The organism is Pseudonocardia sp. UM4_GMWB1, assembly GCF_017312155.1.
Classification (GTDB): domain Bacteria; phylum Actinomycetota; class Actinomycetes; order Mycobacteriales; family Pseudonocardiaceae; genus Pseudonocardia; species Pseudonocardia alni.
This window is the reverse complement of sequence record NZ_QJPN01000001.1, coordinates 4968784-4985878: the sequence shown is the minus strand read 5'-3', so window position 1 is coordinate 4985878 and position 17095 is coordinate 4968784. Positions and strand designations below refer to the sequence as shown.

The following is a 17095-nucleotide window of genomic DNA, read 5'->3' as shown; positions in this document are numbered from 1 at the left end:
CATCGGGTCCGTCGCCCGCGGAGGCCCCATGAGTACGCCCACCCCCGAGATGCGGCTGCGCGCCCTCGAGCGCGAGGACCTGCCGTTCGTCCACGGGCTGTCGAACGACTCCGGGATCATGTCGTACTGGTTCGAGGAGCCCTATGAGTCGCTCGTCGAGCTGCAGGAGATCTTCGCCCGGCACGTGCACGACAACCGCGAGCGGCGGTTCGTCATCGACTGCGCGGGCGAGCGCGCCGGCCTGGTCGAGCTGGTGGAGATCGACTACATCCACCGCAACGCGGAGTTCCAGATCATCGTCGCCCCCGCCTTCCAGGGCCGGGGTCTCGCCGCCCGCGCCACCTCCGCGGCCCTCGACTACGCCTTCGGCGTGCTGAACCTGCACAAGGTGTACCTCGTCGTCGACGTCGACAACGCCCGTGCGGTGCGCGCCTACGAACGCACCGGCTTCGTCGTCGAGGGCGAGCTGCGCGAGGAGTACTTCGCCAGCGGCCGCTACCACGACGCCTACCGGATGGCGGTGCTGCAGCGCGAGCACCTCGGTCGCGCCGTCGACGGACCGCGCTGACCGGACCGGACCGGCCGGCAGGGAGGGGGACCCGTCGGCCGGCCCGGCGTGCACCGGTCGCGGGCATGCGACCGGGGTCGGGCGCGTCGACCGTGATGACGACGACACCCATGAACAGTACTATCCCGTCACGTACTCGTGTCAACGTTCCGCTACGCTGCGCCCATGACCAGCAGGAACCGGGTGTGGGTCGGTGTCAGCTCGATGTCGCGGTGCGGATCGGGCAGCCGATGACATCGTTGATCGTCGGGTGAGTGCCCGCGACCGTCGTCGCCACGGGTCACGGGGTGGTTGCGGCCCGCCCGTCGTCGCCGTGCGCGCCCGGCTGCCCCGGGTAGGATCCGCCCCGATGTCCGGAACGCCGACGGCCGGGGACGAGTTCCCGATCGACACGCTCGCCGCGCGTGCCGGTATGACCGTCCGCAACGTGCGTGCCCACCTGTCCCGCGGGCTGCTGCAGCCGGGGGAGATGCGCGGGCGCACCGCCTGGTACGGCCCCGTCCACCTGGCCCGGCTGGAGCTGATCGCCGGCCTGCAGCGGCGCGGGTTCTCGCTCGCCGCGATCGGTGTGCTGATCAACCAGACCCCCTCCGGCAGCGCGGAGGAGGCGCTGCGCCTCTACCGCGGCATGCTCGCCCCGTGGCAGCCGGAGGAGCCGGTCGAGCTCGCCGAGGAGGACCTGGCCGCGTGGGCCGGCGCCCGGACGTCCCCGGAGTTCGTCGGGCAGCTGGTCGCCTCCGGGATGATCGAGCGCACCGGCCCGGGGCGGCTGCGCGTGCTCAACCCGTCGATGGTCCGATCCGGGGCGCACGCCGTCGCCCTCGGTCTGGCGCCGGAGGCGGTGCAGCAGGTCGGCGACGAGCTGCTGACCCGCACCCGTGAGATCGCCGAGATCTTCGTCGAGCTGTTCCGGGAGCAGGTCTGGGCGGCGCACGTCGCGGCCGGGCTGCCCCGCAGCGGCGTCGCGGACCTGCGCACGGCGGTCGAGGCCCTGCAGCCGGTCGCCACCCAGTCGCTGCTCGGCGCCTTCCGCCAGACGATGCAGGAGGCGATGGACGACTTCATCCGCCGGCTGTCCACCGATCTCGCCCCGGCCGACCCGCCCGTCGACCCCGGGGCCGCGGAGCCGCACTCAGACCGGTAGGTCGACGGTGAACACCGTCCGGCCGGGGGCGCTGTCGACCCCGACCGTCCCGTCGTGGGCGGCGACGACCGCGACCACGATCGCCAGGCCCAGCCCGGTGCTGGGGGTGTCGTTCCCGGCGCGGGTGCGTCCCTCGGCGCCGCGGGCGAACCGCTCGAACACCCGCGGCAGGACGTCCGGGGCGATGCCGGGGCCGTCGTCGGCGACCCGCAACCGGACCCGGCCGGGGACGGGCCGGTCGAGGGAGACGGTGACCGTCGTGCCGGGCGGGGTGTGGGTGCGGGCGTTCGCGAACAGGTTGGTGACCACCTGGGCGAGCCGGTGGGCGTCGCCGGTGACCGTGACCGGCTCATCGGGCAGCCGCGGGAACCAGCGGTGGTCGCGGCCCGCCACGTGGGCGTCCCCGACGGCGTCGAGGACCAGCCGGGTGAGGTCCACCTCGGCGCGCTCCAGCGGGCGGCCCGCGTCGAGCCGGGCGAGCAGCAGCAGGTCCTCGACCAGGGTGGACATGCGTTCGGCCTGCGAGCTGATCCGGGCCAGTGCGTGCGTGGTCCGCTCCGGGACCGGGTCGCGCTCGCGGCGCGACAGCTCGGCGTAGCCGCGGATCGCCGTCAGCGGGGTGCGCAGCTCGTGGCTGGCGTCGGCGACGAAGCGCCGCAGCCGGGTCTCGGACTCCTGGCGGGCGGCGAGCGCGCTCTCGACGTTGTCGAGCATGTGGTTGAGCGCGGTGCCGACCTGGCCGACCTCGGTGCGGGGGTCGGGGTCGGGGACGCGGGCGGCGAGGTGGACCTCGCCCCGGTCCAGCGGCAGGTCGCCGACCTGCGCGGCGACGCCGGCGACGCGTTCGAGCGGGCGCAGCTCGCGACGCACCAGCACGGCCGCCGCGATGCCCGCGAGCACCACCGCCCCGCCCAGCACGACGAGTTCGGTGACGACGAGCCTGGTCACGGTGGCGCCGGCGTTGTCCGGCTGCGCGATCAGGTAGGTCGTCGTCCCCTCGGTCCAGCCGATCGCCCGGTAGTCGCCCAGGGACAGCGTGACGTCGTGCGGCGCGGTGTCGGCGGGCACCGACCGGAGCGCGCCGAGGTCGTCGTCGGACACCGTGGTGCTGGTGCCGCCGCGCTGGGCGAGCCGGGCCATGACGACACGGCCGTCGTCGAACACCGCACCGATCGCGTTCGCGCTCGGGCCGGGGCCGAGGAACACCCCGTCGGGCGGACCGGGGCGCCGGCCGCCGTCCCCGGGCGGTGCGCCGGTCCCGTCGCTCCCGTCCTGGGTCAGCCGCCCGGGGGCGCGCCCGGTCTGCTGGGCGACGAAGCCTTCCAGGGAGAACGACAGCTCGCGGTCCTGCCGGGTGGACAGGTAGCGGTCGAGCGAGAGCGTCGTCGCGACGCCGATCGCCACGCACGCCACCGCGAACAGCAGCAGCACCGTGACGACCAGCCGGGCCCGCAGCGAGCGGACCCGGCCGGAGACGCGGGTGACGACCACCGGGTCACTCCGCCGCGGGACGCAGCACGTAGCCCGCGCCGCGCACCGTGTGGATCATCGGCCGGCGTCCGGCGTCGATCTTCTTGCGCAGGTAGGAGACGTAGAGCTCGACCACGTTGGACTGGCCGCCGAAGTCGTAGTTCCACACCCGGTCGAGGATCTGGGCCTTCGACAGCACCCGGCGCGGGTTGCGCATGAGGTAGCGCAGCAGCTCGAACTCGGTCGCGGTCAGCTCCACCGGGTCGCCGGCGCGCGACACCTCGTGTGCGTCCTCGTCGAGCACCAGGTCGCCGACGACCAGCTCCGAGGAGCGCTGGGCGGCGGCCATCCCGGCGCGGCGCAGCAGCCCGCGCAGCCGCGCGACCAGCTCCTCCAGCGAGAACGGCTTGGTGACGTAGTCGTCGCCGCCCGCGGTGAGCCCCGCGACCCGGTCCTCGACGGCGTCGCGCGCGGTCAGGAACAGCACCGGCACCTCGGGGGTGTCGGCGCGGACCCGGCGCAGCACCTCGAAGCCGTCGACGTCGGGCAGCATCACGTCCAGCACGATCGCGTCCGGGCGGAACTCGCGGGCGTGGCGCACCGCGGACATGCCGTCGGCGGCGGCGCGGACCTCCCAGCCCTCGTAGCGCAGGGCCATCGACAGCAGGTCCGACAGCGTCGACTCGTCGTCCACCACGAGCACCCGGATCGGGCCGCCGTCGGCGCGGCGCAGCGGGTCGGCGTCCCGGTCCATCACCTCGGTCATGCTAGGAGCACACCGCACGAACCTGTGCGACAGCTGTGCCCCGGCTGTCGGTTCACCGGGCGCGCCAGTACCCCGTGGCGTAGACGGCGCGCCGGTCGAACCCCCGCTCGCCGAGCAGGTGCGCGCGCAGCTCCTTGACCGCGGCGGACTCCCCGGACAGCCACGCCTGGCCGCGCCCGCCCGGCAGCTGTGCGGCCCGCACCGCCGCGACCAGCGGCTCACCCGCCGGGGCGTCGCCCCGGTGCACCCAGGTGACGGCGACGTCGCCGGGCAGGGTCTGCTCCTCGCCCGCGTCGGCGACCTCGGCGACGACCCGGACCGGCACCCCGGGGGCGGCCTCGGCGAGGGTCTCGCAGACGGTCGCGATGGCGGGCAGCGCGGACTCGTCGCCGATCACGAGGTGGTGCACGGCGGCCGGGTCCGGCTCCCAGCGCCCGCCGGGCTCGGACACCCCGACCCAGTCCCCGGGGGCGGCCGACACGGCCCAGGCGGCGGCCGGGCCGTGCCCGGCGTGCACGACGAAGTCGACGTCGAGTTCACCGTGGCCGCCGGCGTCGGGGGCGAAGCGGCGCACCGTGTAGGTGCGGATCGCCGGGCGGGCCTCCCCGGCGGGCCAGACCGGTCCGCCGGTCGAGGCGCGCGGGACGGCGGGCCGTTCCTGGCCCTCGACCGGGAAGAACATCTTGATCCGGCGGTCCGGGCCGTGCCCGGGGAACCCGGCCAGCTCCTCGCCGGTCAGGGTCACCCGGACCATGCCGGGGGTGACCCGCTCGGTGCGGGCCACCTGCAGCAGGCGTGGTGCGGTCGTGCTCATGGCCGGGAATTGTCCCGGACGCGCTCAGGCCCGGTGGCCGAGGCCCGCCAGGCCGGTCCAGACCAGGTCCATCAGGTACTCGGTGGCCTGCTCGGCGGTGACCGACTCTTCCTGGCCACGCCAGACGGCGAGCCGCTCGCAGGCCCCGACGATCACCTGCGCCCAGCCGGTCAGCCGGGCCGGTTCGGTGCCGGGGACCTGCGCGGCCAGCAAGGCGGCGGTGAAGTCGGTCTGCTGGGCGCGGATCTCCTCCAGCGCGGTGTCGGTGACCCCGGCCTCGGAGCAGAACAGCTGCCAGGCGGGCGCCCGCCGGTCGAGGTAGCGGAAGAAGGCCAGCGTCCCGCCCCGCAGCATCGCCTCCGGCGACTCCGCGGCCCCCGCCGCCTGTGCGACGACGTCGAGCAGCTCGGACCGGGCCCGCGCGATCGCGGCCAGCAGCAGTCCCTCCTTGGACCCGAAGTGGGTGTAGAGCACCGGCTTGGTGACCCCGACCCGCTCCGCGACCTGTTCCATCGAGACCTCGGCGTAGCCCCGCTCGCCGAAGACGGCGACGGCCGCGTCGACGATCTGACGCTCCCGCTCCGCCCTGGGCACGCGGCGGCGGGGGCCGGGTACGGTCTGCGCGGTCACGTCGGAGACTTTACCCGCAGTAAGTTACTGGCGGTAGGAAGCGAGTGGGAATGGACGTCTACTCCCTGCCGATGACCACCCGGTTCCGCGGGATCACCGTGCGCGAGGGCCTCCTGCTGTCCGGCCCGGCCGGCTGGGGGGAGTTCTGCCCCTTCCCCGAGTACGACGACCGCGAGGCCGTCGCATGGCTGGCCGCGGCCCGCGAGGCGGCCCAGGTGGGCTGGCCGGAGCCGGTGCGCGACCGCGTGCCGGTCAACTGCACCGTGCCCGCCGTCGGCCCCGAGCACGCGCAGCGGATCGTGCGCGCCTCCGGCTGCACCACCGCGAAGGTCAAGGTCGCCGACGCCGGTGCCCCGTTGTCCGGGGACATCGAGCGCGTCGCCGCCGTCCGCGACGCGCTCGGCCCCGCCGGGCTGGTCCGGGTGGACGCCAACGCCGCCTGGGACGTCGACACGGCCGTCGCCGCGATCGGCGAGCTGGACCGGGCCGCCGGGGGACTGGAGTACGTCGAGCAGCCCTGCTGGGAGGTCGAGGACCTCGCCGCCGTCCGCCGGAAGGTGGACGTGCCGATCGCCGCCGACGAGTCGATCCGCCGCGCCGAGGACCCGATGCGGGTGGTGCGGGCCGGGGCGGCCGACGTCGTCGTGCTGAAGGCGTCGCCGCTGGGCGGGGTGCGCCGGGCCCTGCGGATCGCCGAGGAGGTCGGGCTGCCGGTCGTCGTGTCCTCGGCGGTGGAGTCGAGCGTCGGGCTCGCCGCCGGACTCGCGCTGGCCGGGGCGCTGCCGGAGCTGCACCACGCCTGCGGGCTCGGGACGGTCCCGCTGCTGGCCGCCGACGTCGTCGCGGAGCCGCTCGCCCCGCAGCGGGGCTTCCTGTCCGTGCCGCGGGTCGCGCCCGAGCCGGTGCACCGGGCCGCGGTCGCCGCCGCCCCGGACCGTGCCGCGTGGTGGCGCGACCGGCACGACCGCGTCGCCGCCCTGCTCGACGCGGCCACCGGCGCCGGCCGGGTCAGTACTGGTTGACCCGCCCGTCGCGGCGCAGCGCCGCGTCGATCGCCCGCGCCGGACCGGGCACCCGGTACTGGCCCTTCACCAGCTTCCCGGCGCTGGGCACCGCGCCCGTGCCCGGCCACGTCGCCGTGTCCCACAGCGACGAGCGCAGGAACGCCTTCGCGCAGTGCAGGAACAGCTCGTCGATCTCGACGACGATCGCCACCTCGGGCGTCGAGCTCTGCACGGTGAGCCGGTCGGCGAAGTCCGGCCGGTGCACGATCCGGGCCCGCCCGTTGATCCGCACGGTGTCGTTCGACCCCGGCACGACGACGATCATCCCGACCCGGGGGTCGTGCAGGATGTTGCGCATCGAGTCGAGCCTGCGGTTCCCCTTGCGGTCGGCGAAGGCGATCGTGTGCTCGTCGAGGACCAGCAGACAGCCCGCCGGGTCGCCCCGGGGCGAGACGTCGACGCCGTCCGGCCCGGTCGTCGCCAGCAGGAAGAACGGCGCCGCGGCCAGGAACTCCGCGGTCACCGGGTCGACCCGGTCGCGTGCCTTGTCCCGGATGAACCCGGGCACCTCGCCGATGATCTCCCGGAGCCTGGCCTCGTCGGTCACGTGTTCCATCGCATCCCCCTCGTTGTTAGGTCACCCTAACCGTGGGCGTGCTCCCGGGGCGACCCCCGCCTAGGGTCCCGGTGTGGGCGTGATCGTGATCGGGGCCGGCATCGCCGGGGTGACCTGCGCCGCGGAGCTGGTCGCCCGCGGCGTGGACGTGACGGTGTACGAGCGGGCCCGCGGAGCCGGGGGACGGCTCGCGGTGCACCGCCACGACGGCCGTCCCGCCGACATCGGCGCCGCCTACTTCACCGTCTCCGACGACCGGTTCGACGCCCGCGTCCGCCGCTGGCGCGACGACGGCCTGGTCCGCCGGTGGACCGACACCCTCGCGGTGTTCGACGGCGCGGTCCGGGGCGCGGACAACCCGGGTCCGCTGCGGTTCGCGGCACCGGCCGGGCTGCGGTCGCTGGTCACCGACACCGCCCGTGACCTCGTCGTCCGCACCGGCCGCACCGTCGAGCGGGTCCGCCCCGGACCGGACGGCCCGACCGTCGACGGCGAGCGCGCCGACGCCGTCGTGCTGGCGATGCCCGACCCGCAGGCCGCCTGGCTGCTCGACCCGGACACCCCCGCGGGCGCCGCGGTCGCCGGGCGGGAGTGGAACCCGGTGCTCGCCCTGACCGCCGGGTTCGCCGCGCGGGACTGGCCGCGGCTGCCCGCCGCGTTCGTCAACGACCACCCCGTCCTGTCCCTCGTCGCCGACGACGGCGACCGCCGCGGCGACGACGCCCCGGTACTCGTCGCGCACTCCACCGGCGACCTCGCCCGCGCCCACGACCCCGACCCCGCCGGCGCGGTGCCCGCGATGACCGCCGCCGTCCGGGAGCTGCTGGGCATCACCGCCGAGCCGGACTGGACGCACGTGCACCGCTGGCGCTTCGCCTCCCCCGCCGGCACGCGGGAGCAGACCTTCCACCTCGACGACGACGGCGTCGCCCTGGCCGGGGACGGCTGGGGCCGGTCCCGGGTGCAGACGGCCTGGCTGTCCGGGCTGGAGCTGGCCGGGGAGCTCGCGGGACGCCTGGGTCGCTGAGCCCTGGCCGCGTCGGTGTCGGCGACCTACCGTCGTGGGCATGCCCGACCGCGCCACCGCTGCCGCCCCCGTCGTCGTCGAACCGGAGGGACGGCCGTTCGGCGGGTCCACCGTGCCCGCGGAGCTCGACGCCTCCGGCCCGGACGCCGCCGGGCGCGCGGTGCTCGCCGAGCTGGCCGCCGCGCTCGACGCCGACCGGGTCCTCACCGACCCCGATGTCGTGCGCCCCTACGTCCACGACGAGGCCGAGTGGGCCGAGTACGGAACGCCGCTCTGCGTGGTGCGGGCACGGACCACCGCCGACGTCGCCGCGACCGTGCGGGCCTGTGCGGCCCACCGGGTCCCGGTCGTCGCGCGGGGCGCGGGCACCGGGCTGTCCGGCGGGGCGAACGCGGTCGACGGCTGTGTCCTGGTCAGCCTGGAACGGATGACCGCGATCCGGGAGATCTCGGCGGGGGAGAGGCTCGCCGTCGTCGAACCGGGGGTGGTCAACGACGACCTGCGGGCCGCCTGCGCGGAGCAGGGCCTCTGGTACCCGCCGGACCCGGCGTCGGCGCCCTGGTCGACGATCGGCGGCAACGTCGCGACCAACGCGGGCGGGCTGTGCTGCGTGAAGTACGGCGTCACCCGCGACTACGTGCTCGCCCTCGAGGTCGTCACCGCCACCGGTGAGGTCGTGCGGCTCGGGCGGCGCACCGCGAAGGGGGTCGTCGGCTACGACCTCGCCGGTCTGATGGTCGGCTCGGAGGGGACGCTCGGGATCATCACCGAGATCACCGTGAAGCTGCGCCCGGCCCGCCCGGCCGCACCGCGCACCGTCGTCGGGTTCTTCGACTCCCTCGCCGACTGCGGGGCCGCGGTCGCCGCCGTCACCGAACAGGGGCTGCAGCCCGCGGTGTTCGAGCTGGTCGACCGGGAGTGCCTGGCCGCGGTCAACGCGTGGCGCAACGCGGGCCTGCCGACCGGTGCCGCGGCGCTGCTGATCGCCCAGACCGACCTGCCCGAGCCCGCCGCACAGGCCGAGGCCGACGCGATCCTGGCCGCGTTCACCGCGCACGGGGCGACCGAGGCGATGGCCTCGACCGACGAGACCGAGTCCGAGGCGCTGTTCGCCGCCCGCCGGATGGCCTACCCGGCGCTGGAGCAGCTCGGGATGGGGATGCTGACCGAGGACGTCTGCGTCCCCCGGCCGCGGATGGCCGAGATGCTCGCCCGGATCGAGGACATCGGCCGTCGCCGCGGGGTCCGGATCGCGACCGTCGCGCACGCCGGCGACGGGAACCTGCACCCGCTGATGCTCACCCCGCACGACGACCCGGACGCCCGGGACCGCACCCGCGCCGCGTTCGACGAGATCATCGGCGCGGCCGTCGAGCTGGGCGGGACGGTCACCGGCGAGCACGGCGTCGGCCTGCTCAAGCGCGACGGGATGGAGCGCGAGCTCGGCCCGGAGGTGCTCGCCCTGCAGCGGGCGGTGAAGGCGGCCCTCGACCCGGACGGCATCCTGAACCCGGGCAAGGCCGTCTGAACCGGCCGCATCGCCCGGATGGCCGCGCGTGATCGTCCCCGTACCGGGGAACTCCGGAGGATGAGTACGACCGACCCGGCCCTGGTCCCGTCCGCGCTCGCCCTGACCTACCGGGGTCCGGCGCACACCGGTGCGCCGCGGCTGTCCGGCGTGGACGGCGTGCACGAGGTGGTGCCGGTGGTGGCGGCCGAGGTCCGCGAGGTCGAACGCCTCGACACCGCCGACCTGCGGCTGTTCTCCGCGGGCATCGAGCTCGTCGTCGAGCACGTGGTGCCCGACCGGGCCTCGGTGGTGGCGCCCGGCTCGACCTGGGTGCTGCGGCTGCCCGACGCCGGCCCCGACGACGACCTGCGCGTCCCGCTGTCCGGCAGCGAGGTCGAGGGCGTCGCCGACCGGTCGGTCCCCGACGGCATCGACGCGCTCGTCCGCCGGGTTCGCGGCGACGCGCCGCTGGTGCCGGTGGGCCGGGTGCACGTCACCCGCACCGTCAGCAGGATGCGCGACGGCGCCGGGCGCGACCTGGCCACCCTGACCCGCGAGCAGGTCGACGTCGCGACGCTGGGCGGGTCCGCGACCGTCGAGAGCTGGACCGAGGCCGTCGTCGAACCGGGGACGGCCGGGACCGCCCTGCTGCAGCAGCTCGACGACGCCCTGCGCACCACCGGCCTCGTCCGCGCCCCGCGCGGCGGGTACGCCCGGCTGACCGCGCTGCTGGCCGAGGCGGCGCCCGTCGACCCGCCGCGGCGGACCGGGCGCAGGGGCAGCGCGGGTGCGCTGCTGCTGCGTTACCTCGGGGACCAGGTCGACGCGCTCGCCGCGCGCGAGCAGGACCTGCGCGCCGAGCGCCCGGACGCGGTGCACCAGATGCGCATCGCCGCCCGCCGGATGCGCAGCGCGCTGCGCACCTACGCGAGGCTCCTGGAGGGCCCGCGGGCCGCGCACGTGGTCGCCGAGCTGCGCTGGCTGGGCCGGGCGCTGGCCGGTGAGCGCGACGCCGAGGTCCAGGAGGAGCGCCTGAACGCCCGGCTGACCGCACTGGAGCCGGAGCTGCTGCTGGGACCGGTGCAGGCCGCCGTCACCCGGCACTTCGCCCGCACCCGCGCCGAGACCGGGGCGGCGGTGCTCGACGTCGTCGACGGGGAGCGCTACGCCGCGCTGCAGGGCGCGCTGCGCCGGCTGCTCGCCGACCCGCCGCTGTCGCGCCGGGCCCGCAGGCCCGCGACCGCGGTCCTGCCCGCGATGGTGGGCCGCACGGCCCGCAAGCTGGAGCGGCGGATGGAACGCGCGCTGGCCGACCTCGACGCCGGTCGGGTCGCCCCCGACTCGCTGCACGCCGCCCGCAAGACCGGCAAGCAGCTCCGCTACGCCACCGAGGTCGCCCGGCCCGGCGTCGGCAAGGACGCGCGGGCGTTCGCGAAGCGGCTCAAGAAGGTCTCCGACGTGCTCGGCGAGCACCAGGACGCCGTCGTCTCCCGGGAGACCCTGCGGACCCTCGGGGCCCGCGCCGGCGCCGAGCGGGACAACGGGTTCACCTTCGGCGTGCTGCACGGCCGGGACACCGCGACGATGCTCGAGCTGGAGCGCAGGCTGCCCACGGTGTGGGAGACGGCGTGGACGCGGCGCGCCCGCCGGTGGATGCGCGGCTAGCCTGCGCGGGGTGAGAGACGCCGTCGCCGACCTCCGCCGGATCGCGTTCCTGCTCGAACGCGCCCAGGAGTCGACCTACCGGGTGCGCGCGTTCCGGACCGCGGCCGCCGCGCTGCGCGGCCGCGACGCCGAGGAACTGGCCCGGCTGCACGCCGCGGGCGGCCTCACCGACCTGAAGGGCGTCGGCGAGGTGACCGCGCGCTGCGTGGGGGAGTCCGTCGCCGGGGAGGAACCGGTCTACCTGCGACGGCTGGAGGACGCCGTCGCCCGCGCCGACGCCACCGGGGTGCCCCTGGCCGAGGCAGCGCTGCGGCTGCGCGAGGGCCTGCGCGGGGACTGCCACAGCCACACCGACGCCTCCGACGGCGGCTCCCCGCTCGCCGAGATGGCCGAGACCGCGATCGGGCTGGGCCACGACTACCTCGTCGTCACCGACCACTCGCCGCGCCTGACCGTCGCGAACGGGCTGTCCGCGGACCGGCTGCGCCGCCAGGTCGAGCAGATCGCGCAGCTCAACGAGCGGATCACCGCGTCCGGGTCGGACTTCCGGGTGCTCACCGGCATCGAGGTGGACATCCTCGACGACGGCGCCCTCGACCAGTCCGAGGACCTGCTCGCCTCGCTCGACGTGGTGGTGGCCAGCGTGCACTCGAAGCTGCGGATGCCCCGCGACGAGATGACCGAGCGGATGCTCACCGCCGTCGCGAACCCGCACGTCGACGTGCTCGGGCACTGCACCGGCCGGATGGTCACCGGCCGCCGCACGCGCCCCGAGTCGGAGTTCGACGCCGACGCCGTCTTCGCCGCCTGCGCGGAGCACGGCGTCGCCGTGGAGATCAACGCCCGGCCCGAGCGCCTCGACCCGCCGAAGCGGCTGCTGCGCCTGGCCGTCGAGGCCGGGTGCGAGTTCACGATCGACACCGACGCGCACGCCCCCGGCCAGCTCGACTGGCTCGACCACGGCTGCGCCCGCGCCGTCGCCTGCGGGGTGGACCCGGAGCGGATCCGCAACACCCGCGACCTCGCGGGCCTGCTGCGCCGCTGACCTCCTGTGCCGGCGGGCGCCCGGCTCAGCGCAGCTCGAAGTCGGCGAAGTCGAAGCCGGGGGAGACGACGCAGCTGACCAGGACCGCCCCCGGCCCCGCCGGCTCCGCCCGCTGCCACACCCCGGCCGGGACCTCCTGCTGCGGGCCGGCCGGCCCGAGGCGCAACCGGGCCCCGGGGACGGGGTCCGGCCCGTCACCACCGAGGACCAGGTCCGCCTCCGGGCCGGAGTGCCGGCACCACAGCTCGGTGGACCGGACGCGGTGCCAGCGGCCGGGTGCGTCGAAGAGGTAGAGGATCGCCGTCGCCGAGGGGCGCGGACCGTACGGGGTCCCGACGACGACCGGCGAGGTCCAGGTCCGCCGGTACCAGCCACCCTCCGGGTGCGGGGCGAGGTCCAGCGCGACGGCGAGGTCGGGGCGAGCCACGTCGCCACTGTGGCAGGCGGACGCGCCGTCCGTCCTCGGATCCCACCTCGTGGCGCCCCGGGAACATCGGCCCCGGGGCGCGTCGCACCCCTGGTGCGGTCGCCCCACCCGTCGCTGCGGGTGCGGGAGCCCCCGCCGGGGTGCGAGACCTCCGTGCGCGGGGCGCTCCGCGCGGCGACGCGTGCCACACCCGCTGTCGCGCGCCGGCCGGTCACCCGACGTCACCGGTGCCCGCAGGAATATCACCGTCCGTCCACGGGCGACCGCATCCCACCCGTCCGCGCGCTCCCCGGACGGGTGGTTCGACTGGTGCTCCTCACCCACCGCACGTGAGATGGGACCGCAGGTGACCGAGTGACGGGAGTGATCCACGGTGCGGACCAGGACCAGGACGACGGTGGCGGTGCTCGCCGCGACGCTCGCGCTGTCGGCGGTCACGACGGCCGGTGCGTCGACGGCGTCGGCGGCACCCGCGGCTCCGGCGGACGCCGTGACCCGGACCGTCGCCGACGACCCGGCGCCCCCGCGGGACGACAGCGGCGCGGCCGCGCCCGCCCCGACCGGCCCGGCCGGCCCGGCCGGCGGAGACCCGACCGGCCCGGCCGCGGGCACCGCGACCCCGGGAGGCGACCCGGCCGGCGGGACGGCGAAGGCGACCCCGGCCGACCCCGCCGCACCCCCGGCGTCGTCGCACTGCACCGAGACCGCGGCACAGGAGCTCGGCTGGGGCGCGCCCGCCCGCGAGTCCGGCTTCGACGGCACCACGGTCCCGCCGGACTGGCACCCCTACGGCCCCGAGCCCGGCCACAACAGGAAGGGCACCCGCACCCCGGAGGCGGTCACCGTCGCCGACGGGGCGATGACCATCTCCGCCGACGCCGACGGCAACACCGGCGCCGTCAGCTGGCACCCCGGCCAGAAGTACGGCCGCTGGGAGGCCTGCGTGAAGTCGGACGAGGGCCGGGGCGGGATCAACGCGCTGCTGCTGCTCTGGCCGGTGGCCGAGGACTTCCCGGTCGGCGGCGAGGTCGACTGGATGGAGATCATGGACGACTCCCGCCAGAAGACCAGCTTCTTCCTCCACTACGGACCGGGCAACGACCAGGACTACGGGTCGGTGAAGCACGACTCGACGCAGTGGTCGGCCTACGCGCTGGAATGGACCCCGGAGAAGATCACCGCGTACGTGAACGGGAAGGAGTGGTACTCCAACACCGACACCGACCAGTTCCCGCCGCGCCCGATGAACATGACCATGCAGCTGGACTACTTCGGCAACGCGGGCGGCCCCACCGCGATGCACATGGACTGGGCCCGGCAGTGGGCGCTGCCGCAGAGCACCGTGGCCACGCTGAGCCTGCCGCCCGGCTCGGCCGCGACCGGGCAGCCCCGCGACTTCCCCGACCGGAAGCCGCGCGAGCTGTCGGAGCCCGAGCAGCAGGCGCAGACCGCGATGCTCGCCCGCGAGCACCGCTGAGGCTCAGACCGCGGCGTCGAGCTCCGCGCGGGTGGGCGGGTTCGCGCCGTGCCGCGAGCAGGTGATCGCCGACGCCGCGACGGCCTCGGTCAGCACGGCCTCCAGGGTCGGCCGGTCGACGCGGTACAGGTCGTCGCGGGCGGTCGCGCCGAGCAGCCCGCGCCGGTGCAGACCGGCGAGCAGCGCCGCGGAGAAGCTGTCCCCGGCACCGACGGTGTCGACGACCTCGACGGTGCGGCCGGACAGCACCAGGTGCAGCCCCGACGACGTCCCGGCCAGCACCCCGTTCGCCCCGAGGGTGACCACGACGACCGCCGGACCGAGCTCGAGCCACTCGCCGACGACGTCGCCGGGCTCGCGGCCCGGGTGCAGCCAGCCCAGGTCCTCCTCACTGACCTTCACCACGTCGGCCACGCCGAGCAGCTCGTGCACGCCGGGCAGGATCTCCTCCGGCGTGCCCATCAGCAGCGGCCGGAAGTTCGGGTCGTAGCTCACCGTCGCGGTGTCCACAGCGGAGGCGAGCAGCTCGCGCAGCGCCTCGTGACCGGGCGCGGTGGTCAGCGCCAGCGATCCGGAGTGGACGGCGACGACCGGGCCTGCCGGGCCGTCGTCGAGGGCACCGGCGAGCTCGTCGTCGGTCCACTGCCAGTCCGCGGTGCCCGCGATCCGGAAGTCGTAGGACGCCTGCCCGTCGGCGGCCAGCTCCACGATCGCCAACGACGACGGCTCGTCCGCCTCGACCGAGTGCGACAGGTCGACGCCGTTGTCCTCGAGATGGTCGCGCAGCTTGCGCCCGAGCAGGTCGTCGGCGAGCCGGGCCAGCATCCGGGCCGGCACGTCGAGGCGGGACAGCCCGACCGCGACGTTCGCGGGGCTGCCGCCGGGCGCGAGCTCCCAGTACTGCTGTGTCGATGCGCGGTCCGCCTGCGCTTCCCGCTGCGCGGTCACGGGGACGATGTCGACGAGGGCTTCTCCGGCGACGGCGATCACTCCGCGTGGCGGGCGTCCGGCAGCTGTGTCGGGCATGGCCGCACTGTAGTGGCCCGATCGGGGTCCCCGGACAGGTCCGTGACGGGTCACGACCACGTCACGGTGCGTCGACACGCACGTGGTAGGCATGACGGATGCCCCGGAAGATCCCGGTCGTGGTGCTGGCCGGATTCCTCGGAGCCGGCAAGACGACACTGCTGAACCACCTCCTCGCCGCGGGCGGGGACGCGCGGATCGGCGTGGTCGTCAACGACTTCGGGTCGGTCGGCATCGACGCGATGCGTGTGGCCGGTCAGGCCGGCGACGTCGTCGGGCTCGGCAACGGCTGCCTGTGCTGCGAGGTCGGTGAGGGTGGCGTCTCCTCGGTGCTGGAGAAGCTGACCCGCCGCCGCGACGAGATCGACGTCGTCGTCATCGAGGCCAGCGGCATCGCCGAGCCCGGCACGCTGGTCCAGCTCGTGCTCGACGCACTGGGCCAGCACCTGAGCTTCGGCGGGCTCGTCGAGGTCGTCGACGCCGCGGAGTTCGAGGACTCGCGGCGCCGCCACCCCCAGCTCGACAAGCACGTCGGCATGGCCGACCTCGTCGTCCTGAACAAGATCGACCGGGTGGGACCGGGGCCGCTGTGGCGGGTCCGGCGGCTGTGCCGCGAGGCGAACCCGCGGGCCCCGATCGTGCCGGTCCGCGACGGCGCGGTGGACCCGGCGCTGCTGTTCGACATCGAGATCGTGCCGGGCAGGCAGCTGATGCTGGGCGAGCGCGTCGACGAGCCGCACTCCCACCACCTGCACGCCGGCTACCAGAGCCTGACGTTCCTGTGCGACGAGCCGCTCGACGCCGCCCGCCTGCAGGACCTCCTCGACGCCCGGCCGTCCGGGCTGTACCGGATCAAGGGCTCGGTGCGCTTCGCCGCCGCCCCGGACCGGGAACGCTGGGACCTGCACACCGTCGGCCGGTACGTGCGGTTCCGCCGGAGCCGGTGGGACCCCGACGAGCCCCGCCGCACCACCCTGGTCCTGATCGGGACCGGGCTGGACGAGGCCGCGTTGGAACGTTCGCTGCGCGCCTGCGTCGCGACCGACTCCGCCGCAGCGACGCCGACGCCCTGCTCCCCGTCGCCCGCTACGCCGTCTGACCCGTCCTCCCCTGCTGCTGTTGCTCCGAGGGTCACTCTCGGGGCGTAGAGCGCTACGAGGGTGACCCTGGGGACACGACGCGGGGCTCGGTCGGCGGGTGGGGGCAGACCCGAGCTCAGACCGGGGTGAGGTCCGGGCCCGTCGCTGGCTCGGCCAGCTGGGTCAGCGCGTCGGCGGCCCACGCCTCCCCACCGGCCACGGCGGTCCACAGCAGGACACCGAGGGTGCGGGTCGGGTCGATCCGTCCCGCCTGCCACGACGGCGTCGCCGCGAGCCGCTCGGCGCGTGCGCAGAGCTGCCAGGAGGCGGGGTCGGTCGCGGCGATGTCGCGGGCGAAACGGGTGTGCCCGGTGCGGGCGCGGTAGGCCCGGACCGGGTCGGTGACCGCGTGGATGATCGAGAGCACCCCGATCGCCAGCCCGAGCGCGACGGGCAGGCAGACGAGGAACGCCAGCGCCGACCAGGACCAGCTGTTCTCACCCACGGTGAGCGCCACCACGGCGGCGGCGACGACGGCGGTGCCGGTCATCGCACCGGCCGGGAGCTTCGTGTAGACGAGGTCGCCCGCGTCGTCGACGACGTAGTCGGTGCCGGTGATCAGGGCCGGGTCGTACACGCGGTATCCGGTACGGGTGCGGACGAGGGTGGGCAGGCGGTCGGCGGGGGCGCCGGTGACGAAGTCGTTCATGGTCGTGCTCGATCTGTGAGAATGCTGCTGCTCGCGGCCCACCTGGTGGCCGTCTCGCCCGGTCAGTCGCCCACGATGCCGGTCGGTGTTACAGATTCACAACGTTCCTCGGCGCGTC

Annotated in this window: 17 protein-coding genes; 9 read left to right on the top strand and 8 right to left on the bottom strand. The window is 75.5% G+C overall.

Translation table 11 applies throughout. The annotated features are described in order from the left end of the window. Window positions 1-28: 28 nt before the first annotated feature. Together speG and DMP15_RS23275 are read left to right on the top strand one after the other, a co-directional pair. Window positions 29-568 (top strand): spermidine N1-acetyltransferase, encoded by a 540-nt coding sequence (gene speG / locus DMP15_RS23280; RefSeq protein WP_073577211.1) that lies wholly within the window; start codon window positions 29-31, stop codon window positions 566-568. A gap of 349 nt (window positions 569-917) precedes the next feature. Then, window positions 918-1712 (top strand): MerR family transcriptional regulator, encoded by a 795-nt coding sequence (locus DMP15_RS23275; RefSeq protein ID WP_073577210.1) that lies wholly within the window; start codon window positions 918-920, stop codon window positions 1710-1712. Here the strand turns inward: DMP15_RS23275 and DMP15_RS23270 are convergent. From DMP15_RS23270 to DMP15_RS23255, 4 genes are read right to left on the bottom strand one after another with little or no spacing between them, the layout of a single operon-like run. Further along, window positions 1701-3203, bottom strand: coding sequence for a sensor histidine kinase (locus tag DMP15_RS23270; protein ID WP_337826446.1), 1503 nt, complete (start codon window positions 3201-3203; stop codon window positions 1701-1703). The two genes, DMP15_RS23275 and DMP15_RS23270, sit on opposite strands and share 12 nt — an antisense overlap. Window positions 3204-3207: 4 nt before the next feature. Further along, complete coding sequence (locus DMP15_RS23265) at window positions 3208-3948, bottom strand: response regulator transcription factor (protein ID WP_062400865.1); 741 nt, start codon at window positions 3946-3948, stop codon at window positions 3208-3210. A 52-nt stretch (window positions 3949-4000) separates the two neighbouring features. Then, on the bottom strand, window positions 4001-4762 hold the full coding sequence (locus DMP15_RS23260; protein ID WP_073577208.1) for a siderophore-interacting protein: 762 nt from the start codon (window positions 4760-4762) through the stop codon (window positions 4001-4003). A 24-nt stretch (window positions 4763-4786) separates the two neighbouring features. Then, window positions 4787-5392, bottom strand: coding sequence for a TetR/AcrR family transcriptional regulator (locus DMP15_RS23255; RefSeq protein ID WP_337826445.1), 606 nt, complete (start codon window positions 5390-5392; stop codon window positions 4787-4789). Between the two features lie 50 nt (window positions 5393-5442). Between DMP15_RS23255 and DMP15_RS23250 the strand changes: the two genes are divergently transcribed. Then, the gene (locus DMP15_RS23250; RefSeq protein ID WP_073577206.1) at window positions 5443-6414 is read left to right on the top strand and encodes an o-succinylbenzoate synthase; all 972 of its coding nucleotides are present in this window, start codon (window positions 5443-5445) and stop codon (window positions 6412-6414) included. Here the strand turns inward: DMP15_RS23250 and DMP15_RS23245 are convergent. Next, window positions 6401-7012: an MSMEG_1061 family FMN-dependent PPOX-type flavoprotein gene (locus DMP15_RS23245; RefSeq protein WP_161151934.1), complete on the bottom strand. Its 612-nt coding sequence runs from the start codon at window positions 7010-7012 to the stop codon at window positions 6401-6403. The genes DMP15_RS23250 and DMP15_RS23245 overlap by 14 nt on opposite strands. 73 nt (window positions 7013-7085) lie before the next feature. On the opposite strand from DMP15_RS23245, the gene DMP15_RS23240 reads away from it, so the two are divergent. The 4 genes from DMP15_RS23240 to DMP15_RS23225 are packed head-to-tail and all read left to right on the top strand — an operon-like array spanning window position 7086 to window position 12259. Continuing rightward, window positions 7086-8039, top strand: coding sequence for an NAD(P)/FAD-dependent oxidoreductase (locus DMP15_RS23240; protein ID WP_217266927.1), 954 nt, complete (start codon window positions 7086-7088; stop codon window positions 8037-8039). A 40-nt stretch (window positions 8040-8079) separates the two neighbouring features. Then, window positions 8080-9567 (top strand): FAD-binding oxidoreductase, encoded by a 1488-nt coding sequence (locus tag DMP15_RS23235; RefSeq protein ID WP_161152645.1) that lies wholly within the window; start codon window positions 8080-8082, stop codon window positions 9565-9567. 60 nt (window positions 9568-9627) lie between these two features. Continuing rightward, window positions 9628-11214: a CYTH and CHAD domain-containing protein gene (locus DMP15_RS23230; RefSeq protein ID WP_337826444.1), complete on the top strand. Its 1587-nt coding sequence runs from the start codon at window positions 9628-9630 to the stop codon at window positions 11212-11214. 10 nt (window positions 11215-11224) lie between these two features. Then, complete coding sequence (locus tag DMP15_RS23225) at window positions 11225-12259, top strand: PHP domain-containing protein (protein WP_337826443.1); 1035 nt, start codon at window positions 11225-11227, stop codon at window positions 12257-12259. Window positions 12260-12284: 25 nt separating this feature from the next. On the opposite strand, the gene DMP15_RS23220 is transcribed toward DMP15_RS23225, so the two are convergent. Beyond that, window positions 12285-12686 carry a cupin domain-containing protein gene (locus DMP15_RS23220; protein WP_337826442.1) on the bottom strand — a complete coding sequence of 134 codons (402 nt, stop codon included), beginning with the start codon at window positions 12684-12686 and terminating at the stop codon, window positions 12285-12287. 397 nt (window positions 12687-13083) lie between these two features. On the opposite strand from DMP15_RS23220, the gene DMP15_RS23215 reads away from it, so the two are divergent. Further along, window positions 13084-14163 (top strand): glycoside hydrolase family 16 protein, encoded by a 1080-nt coding sequence (locus tag DMP15_RS23215; protein WP_337826441.1) that lies wholly within the window; start codon window positions 13084-13086, stop codon window positions 14161-14163. 3 nt (window positions 14164-14166) lie between these two features. On the opposite strand, the gene DMP15_RS23210 is transcribed toward DMP15_RS23215, so the two are convergent. Then, window positions 14167-15189, bottom strand: coding sequence for a carbohydrate kinase family protein (locus DMP15_RS23210; RefSeq protein ID WP_337826440.1), 1023 nt, complete (start codon window positions 15187-15189; stop codon window positions 14167-14169). Window positions 15190-15287: 98 nt separating this feature from the next. Between DMP15_RS23210 and DMP15_RS23205 the strand changes: the two genes are divergently transcribed. Further along, window positions 15288-16337 (top strand): CobW family GTP-binding protein, encoded by a 1050-nt coding sequence (locus DMP15_RS23205; protein ID WP_337826439.1) that lies wholly within the window; start codon window positions 15288-15290, stop codon window positions 16335-16337. 67 nt (window positions 16338-16404) lie between these two features. On the opposite strand, the gene DMP15_RS23200 is transcribed toward DMP15_RS23205, so the two are convergent. Beyond that, window positions 16405-16977 carry a hypothetical protein gene (locus tag DMP15_RS23200; RefSeq protein WP_073577197.1) on the bottom strand — a complete coding sequence of 191 codons (573 nt, stop codon included), beginning with the start codon at window positions 16975-16977 and terminating at the stop codon, window positions 16405-16407. Window positions 16978-17095: the final 118 nt, after the last annotated feature.

Bases quoted from the DNA above. Each gene is read 5' to 3' on its own strand.
- DMP15_RS23210 (WP_337826440.1), bottom strand. From the start codon at position 15,189: ATGCCCGACACAGCTGCCGGACGCCCGCCACGCGGAGTGATCGCCGTC.
- speG (WP_073577211.1), top strand. From the start codon at position 29: ATGAGTACGCCCACCCCCGAGATGCGGCTGCGCGCCCTCGAGCGCGAG.
- DMP15_RS23245 (WP_161151934.1), bottom strand. From the start codon at position 7,012: ATGGAACACGTGACCGACGAGGCCAGGCTCCGGGAGATCATCGGCGAG.
- DMP15_RS23230 (WP_337826444.1), top strand. From the start codon at position 9,628: ATGAGTACGACCGACCCGGCCCTGGTCCCGTCCGCGCTCGCCCTGACC.
- DMP15_RS23275 (WP_073577210.1), top strand. From the start codon at position 918: ATGTCCGGAACGCCGACGGCCGGGGACGAGTTCCCGATCGACACGCTC.
- DMP15_RS23235 (WP_161152645.1), top strand. From the start codon at position 8,080: ATGCCCGACCGCGCCACCGCTGCCGCCCCCGTCGTCGTCGAACCGGAG.
- DMP15_RS23205 (WP_337826439.1), top strand. From the start codon at position 15,288: ATGCCCCGGAAGATCCCGGTCGTGGTGCTGGCCGGATTCCTCGGAGCC.
- DMP15_RS23250 (WP_073577206.1), top strand. From the start codon at position 5,443: ATGGACGTCTACTCCCTGCCGATGACCACCCGGTTCCGCGGGATCACC.
- DMP15_RS23200 (WP_073577197.1), bottom strand. From the start codon at position 16,977: ATGAACGACTTCGTCACCGGCGCCCCCGCCGACCGCCTGCCCACCCTC.
- DMP15_RS23265 (WP_062400865.1), bottom strand. From the start codon at position 3,948: ATGACCGAGGTGATGGACCGGGACGCCGACCCGCTGCGCCGCGCCGAC.
- DMP15_RS23260 (WP_073577208.1), bottom strand. From the start codon at position 4,762: ATGAGCACGACCGCACCACGCCTGCTGCAGGTGGCCCGCACCGAGCGG.